Raw genomic sequence first — 4,792 nt, 5'->3', positions numbered from 1 at the left:
ACAAGATAAAATTCGCTATTACTACAAAGATATTGAAGAGAATTTAGACTCCTTAGCAGAGAAAAAAGCACTGCAAAAAGTGAAGCAAACAGACATTGTAAAGAACTATGGAGACTTGATAGAAAAGTACAATGGACTCGTTAATAAATATAATGACCAGTTGAAGGAGAAAAAGGAGTTAAAACAACAGGTGGACACTCTAAAAATTGAGAACCGGTCTTACCAAAATGAGAATCGGGAATTGAAATTAGAGAACGGAAAATTGAAGGGAAAACTCGTGCAGATCAGCAAGGAGTTTTCTGTTTTTAAAGAGAGGGTGGGCAAAGTTTTACACGCTCAACTTGACCGAGTAAAAACGTTCTTGAGGATGAATGATGTAGACCGAAGTACAATCAAGTTCCTGGATGATAGGCAAGATAAATTAGTCCAGGACTCTTTAGAAAAAATGGAGAAGCCACAAAGGCAAAAAGGGATGGAGATGGAACGCTGATGAAGGTGAAACAATTGGTTGAGAAGTTGGAGAAACTAGACCAAGAGGGAGAATTAATGCTTTTTATGAGGGATAGAAAGAGACCTCATTTAGGTTCTGGAACTCTTATTCCAATAAAAGATATTGGTGTTTTTACAAGTGTTGACCAAGATTCAAATGAGGGCAAATATGCTCTTGAAATAAAGAAAGGCGAGTAGTTATCTACTCGCTTTATTTTAAGTTTTCACGTTCTCTAAGGGCTTTAAATTTATCAAATTGGCTTTTGTATTCAAAGTCCTTGTTTTCCTTTTTGCTGACAAGGATTTTACCATCGTATTTAGCAAATTTCTTTTTGTCATTGCCATCTGTCCAAGCAAGGTCTTCGTTCACTACATAGACGTTTGATGTTCCCATTTTTAAAACATTTAAAAATCCATTCTCCTCTAAAAGCTTTACTGCTCTGTAAACTGTTGACCTTGATTTGCCAAAATAATCTTCAAAAACTGCATAAGAACAAGCTAAAGCATTTCTGTTATCCATGTGTTCCAAGATAAAAAATAATAAAGAACTTGCGAAGTTATGATTTGCCATTAACCATCTTAATTCTGGCATGTTGTCACGATAAAGCTGGATGAAATTATGATTTTTCTTTTTCTCTTCAAATTGCTCTTTGTCTTTGTTTTCTTGCTGTTCAAGATCAATAAGTCTTTGAAGCATTTGAAGTTGTTCAGGGGTTAACTCAACATTAATTTTTCTCTGCTCGTCCAATTTACGCACCTCTGCTGGCATAGAATCCTTCTCTCCCTTGTTATGTATCATCAGCTGTGATACCTATATGTATAATTTATGACACATCATAGGTCAAAAATGAACTATAGTCAAGCAAAAAATGACACATCTTAATTCAACTATGTGTCACAAGCTATGACACATATACGTGTCACAAGCTATGACACATTACCTTAACTAAAACATTGATATATCAACATTTTTTCTGTGTTCCCTTCTATATCTCCTAAAGGGCTTTTCTCCACGCAAGGTTCGGGTAGTATTTTTCGGACAGACCACCGAAAAATCTCCACCCTTTTCTCCTTGCATTCCGAAATTTTGGCGGTGCTGTACTTTCGCCAAGCCGACGTACCTAAAACGAGGAATTCAGGAAATCGGCTTGCTCGAGCCATTATACCGCCAAAACCGCCAGAGCTTCCGTTCATAAATTTTCTCTTTTGCCTTATGGATCTACGCAATATGGGGGCTTCCCCCAAACCCCCTTGCCAGCCTCCACCCTAAAACAAGGGGAGAATTGATGGTGTTCGAATAAAAATCTTTGATATTTAGAAATCTAATTTTAAAGAAGGGAGTTGAGCTTTCATGAATAGTAACAGTAGCATTAATAAAAGTAATTTAAATTTATTAGCCGTAGTAGCACTAGGATTGACGACAATTTACACCGCAATATTAGCGACTCAATTAATGTCCACAAAACATAAAGTTGATTATTTATATTACAAAGAACATTTTCAAAAAAATAATAAGGGGAATAATAATTAATCGCTAAAACAATGAGAGGCGCTCTAGAAGGGGTAGAGTCCTGAAAATGCGGATTTACAACGGTAATGTAATTTTCACCCATAAATAAAGCCGATTTTAAGAAATCGACTGTTGAACTAAAGCTCCCTTTACTTTAAGTACATTTCTTCACAATCTTTAGATTAATTTATTGGATTATTTTTATGTGAAAGAGTGATATTAAATAAGAGCTTTAATTCGATTGACAAAAAAACCGTCCAGAAGGTATATTATATGTATCTAAGTTATGGAGGTTATTATGTCTATTTCAAAGCATGCTAATAAGAAAAAAAATATATTGATTGCTGCATCTGAAATTGTAAAAGAAGAAGGAGTTGTCAAACTCACATTAGAGGCAGTCGCCCAAAGAGCTGGCGTGAGTAAAGGTGGATTATTATACCATTTTCCTAGCAAGGAAGCATTAATTAAAGGAATGGTGGAAGATTGGACAAATAATTATTTCGAATGCATTAATACGTTAGTTAATAACGACGATGATAACGCAATAGGAAAATGGAATAGGGCTTATCTTAAATCTACATTTTCCGATTTAGAAAACAATAATCTAAATTCCGCACTAATGGCTGCTATGTTTATTAATCCAGATTTATTAGATGAATTCCGGCAGAGATACGATATTTTGCATACAAAGTTAATAACTGATGGAATTGATCCTGTCAAAATAACAATTACAAGATTATCCATAGATGGTCTTTGGTTTTCAGAAATATTTGGAATGGCACCATTAAATGAAGAACTAAAAACACAAGTTTTTGATGAACTAATAAACATGATTCAGGAGGACGAATAATGTCATATCTATATTTAGCACTTGCAATAGTGGGGGAGATTATTGGCTCTTCCCTATTAAAAGCATCTGAAGGCTTTTCAAAACTCTATCCTACAATAGGGGTAATAATAGCTTTCGTTGGTTGTTTTTTCTTTTTATCCTTGTCGCTAAAAACAATCCCCTTAAACACTGCATATGCATTATGGGCAGGTTTAGGACTTGTTTTGACTACAGTAATTTCAGTTTTAGTTTGGAAGGAAAAACTTAACATGGCTAGCATTGCAGGAATAACACTGATTCTTGTAGGAGTTGTAATATTGAATTTGTTTGGACCAGGACATGGAGAATCTGGTCATGAAGCAAGCGAAACTATTACAATGAATGAGACAATGGAATAACACATAAAAAAGTCCTTCTTAATAAAGAGAAGGACTTTTTAGCTTAATTAAGGGTATTTTTTGAAGTCCTTATTCAACAAACCTGCGTACGTTAGTTTAAGTGTATCACTTCACAATTCCAATAGAGTAGAGTTTATTGAGACATAATGAAATTAGCGTTTTAAATGACTTCTGACTGTCTCATAAGACTTGTATCAAATGCTTACCGTTGTAAATCCGCATTTCCCTGACGCTACCCCTAGAAGCGTCTTTTTTGCTTTTTAAGGGTTTTTACTAGGGGCAACCTCTTACAAAGGCGAGAGAGGCCCGTATGGCGTCTGTCAACGGTACCGGACCGAAGGGAGGATAAGGAGTTGATAGACTCACTTCACCAAGACCCTCTTGGTGTCTCAAAAGGCAACACCTTTTGAGCTGCCTACCGGCGAGGGAGCCCCTCAAGGATTGAGGGGTTGGGGAGTTCGATTAAGGGGGTCTGGGGAAGAGTTCCCCAGTGGGTTTGGGCAAAGCCCAAGGTTTGGCTTTTAGCGTCGCAGACCACATGAAACTTTGCGTGCAAAGTGTAGTGTGTTACACTTTCTATTAATCTATCGATTTTCAGAAAGGGTGCGTACCCCATGAGTTACTCCATTATCCGAATGCAGAAAATGAAATCAAATGGGATAAAAGGGATTCAATTTCACAACCAAAGAGAGAGGGAAAGTGAAACGAATCCCGACATCAATAAAGCTGATTCTCATCTGAATTATGACTTGATAAACGGTCAAAGGCAGATTGATTACAACGAGAAAATTAGCCAAGTAATTGAGGACAATGTGACCTCTGGAAAAAAGATCCGTAAAGATGCAGTTAAGCTGGCTGAATTCTTAATTACCTCTGACAAGGAATTCTTCGATAAAATTTCACCCAAAGAGCAGAAAAGGTATTTTGAAACGGCTCATGAGTTCCTTGCTGATCGATACGGTGAAAAGAATTTAATCTATGCGACTGTTCACTATGACGAGAAAACCCCTCACATGCACGTAGGCTTCGTTCCAGTAACGGAGGATGGCCGACTATCGGCTAAAGATTTCTTTGGCCAGAAAAAGCAACTGGTGAGTCTTCAGGACGATTTTAATCAGTACCTGAAGCAAAATGACTTTAATTTGGAAAGAGGGGTCTCGTCGAGCCGTAAACACGTGGAGACGGCTAAATATAAGGCTCAAACGTTTCAAAGCATGGAGAAGGAAGCCCAAGAGAAATATGAGCGGACAATGGGGCATATTCAAGAGATTGATGATAAATCGAAATCGATTGCGAATATCGAAGCTAAAAAGGTTCTAGGGCTTGTTGGAATGAAGGAACAAGACTACAAAAGCCTAGTCGATTATGCGACCAATGGTGTGGCTTATCAGCTACAAGCAGAGAATCTGCAGAAAGAGTTGGAAAAGACTCAAAAAGAAGTTACGCAGCTGAAAGCTGATATGCAAATTGGACAAGATAAAATTCGCTATTACTACAAAGATATTGAAGAGAATTTAGACTCCTTAGCAGAGAAAAAAGCACTGCAAAAAGTGAAGCAAACAGACA

General features: G+C 37.0%; 6 protein-coding genes. 5 read left to right on the top strand and 1 reads right to left on the bottom strand.

All coding sequences use genetic code 11. The features are described 5' to 3' along the window. Together ACZ3IG_RS36070 and ACZ3IG_RS36065 are read left to right on the top strand one after the other, a co-directional pair. On the top strand, positions 1 to 490 hold a 490-nt coding region (locus ACZ3IG_RS36070), incomplete at its 5' end, for a hypothetical protein (RefSeq protein WP_467437468.1). A gap of 14 nt (positions 491 to 504) precedes the next feature. Then, on the top strand, positions 505 to 687 hold the full coding sequence (locus ACZ3IG_RS36065) for a hypothetical protein (protein ID WP_350835256.1): 183 nt from the start codon (positions 505 to 507) through the stop codon (positions 685 to 687). A 13-nt stretch (positions 688 to 700) separates the two neighbouring features. Here ACZ3IG_RS36065 and ACZ3IG_RS36060 read toward each other — a convergent pair whose 3' ends face one another. After that, positions 701 to 1,258: a replication/maintenance protein RepL gene (locus ACZ3IG_RS36060; protein ID WP_048558832.1), complete on the bottom strand. Its 558-nt coding sequence runs from the start codon at positions 1,256 to 1,258 to the stop codon at positions 701 to 703. 1,039 nt (positions 1,259 to 2,297) lie between these two features. On the opposite strand from ACZ3IG_RS36060, the gene ACZ3IG_RS36055 reads away from it, so the two are divergent. The 3 genes from ACZ3IG_RS36055 to mobV all read left to right on the top strand — a co-directional run. Then, positions 2,298 to 2,849, top strand: a complete 552-nt coding sequence (locus ACZ3IG_RS36055) for a TetR/AcrR family transcriptional regulator (RefSeq protein ID WP_000028029.1) — start codon at positions 2,298 to 2,300, stop codon at positions 2,847 to 2,849. After that, positions 2,849 to 3,226, top strand: a complete 378-nt coding sequence (gene qacH / locus ACZ3IG_RS36050) for a quaternary ammonium compound efflux SMR transporter QacH (RefSeq protein ID WP_000121134.1) — start codon at positions 2,849 to 2,851, stop codon at positions 3,224 to 3,226. Before ACZ3IG_RS36055 ends, qacH begins: the two co-directional genes overlap by 1 nt. Positions 3,227 to 3,840: 614 nt before the next feature. After that, positions 3,841 to 4,792 (top strand): MobV family relaxase (gene mobV / locus ACZ3IG_RS36045; protein WP_467437467.1); only part of this gene is annotated, 952 nt, incomplete at its 3' end.

This window comes from Streptomyces sp. NPDC016677 (assembly GCF_055562815.1).
The sequence above is the reverse complement of the archived record's forward strand: the minus strand, read 5'-3'. Positions and strand labels throughout refer to the sequence as shown.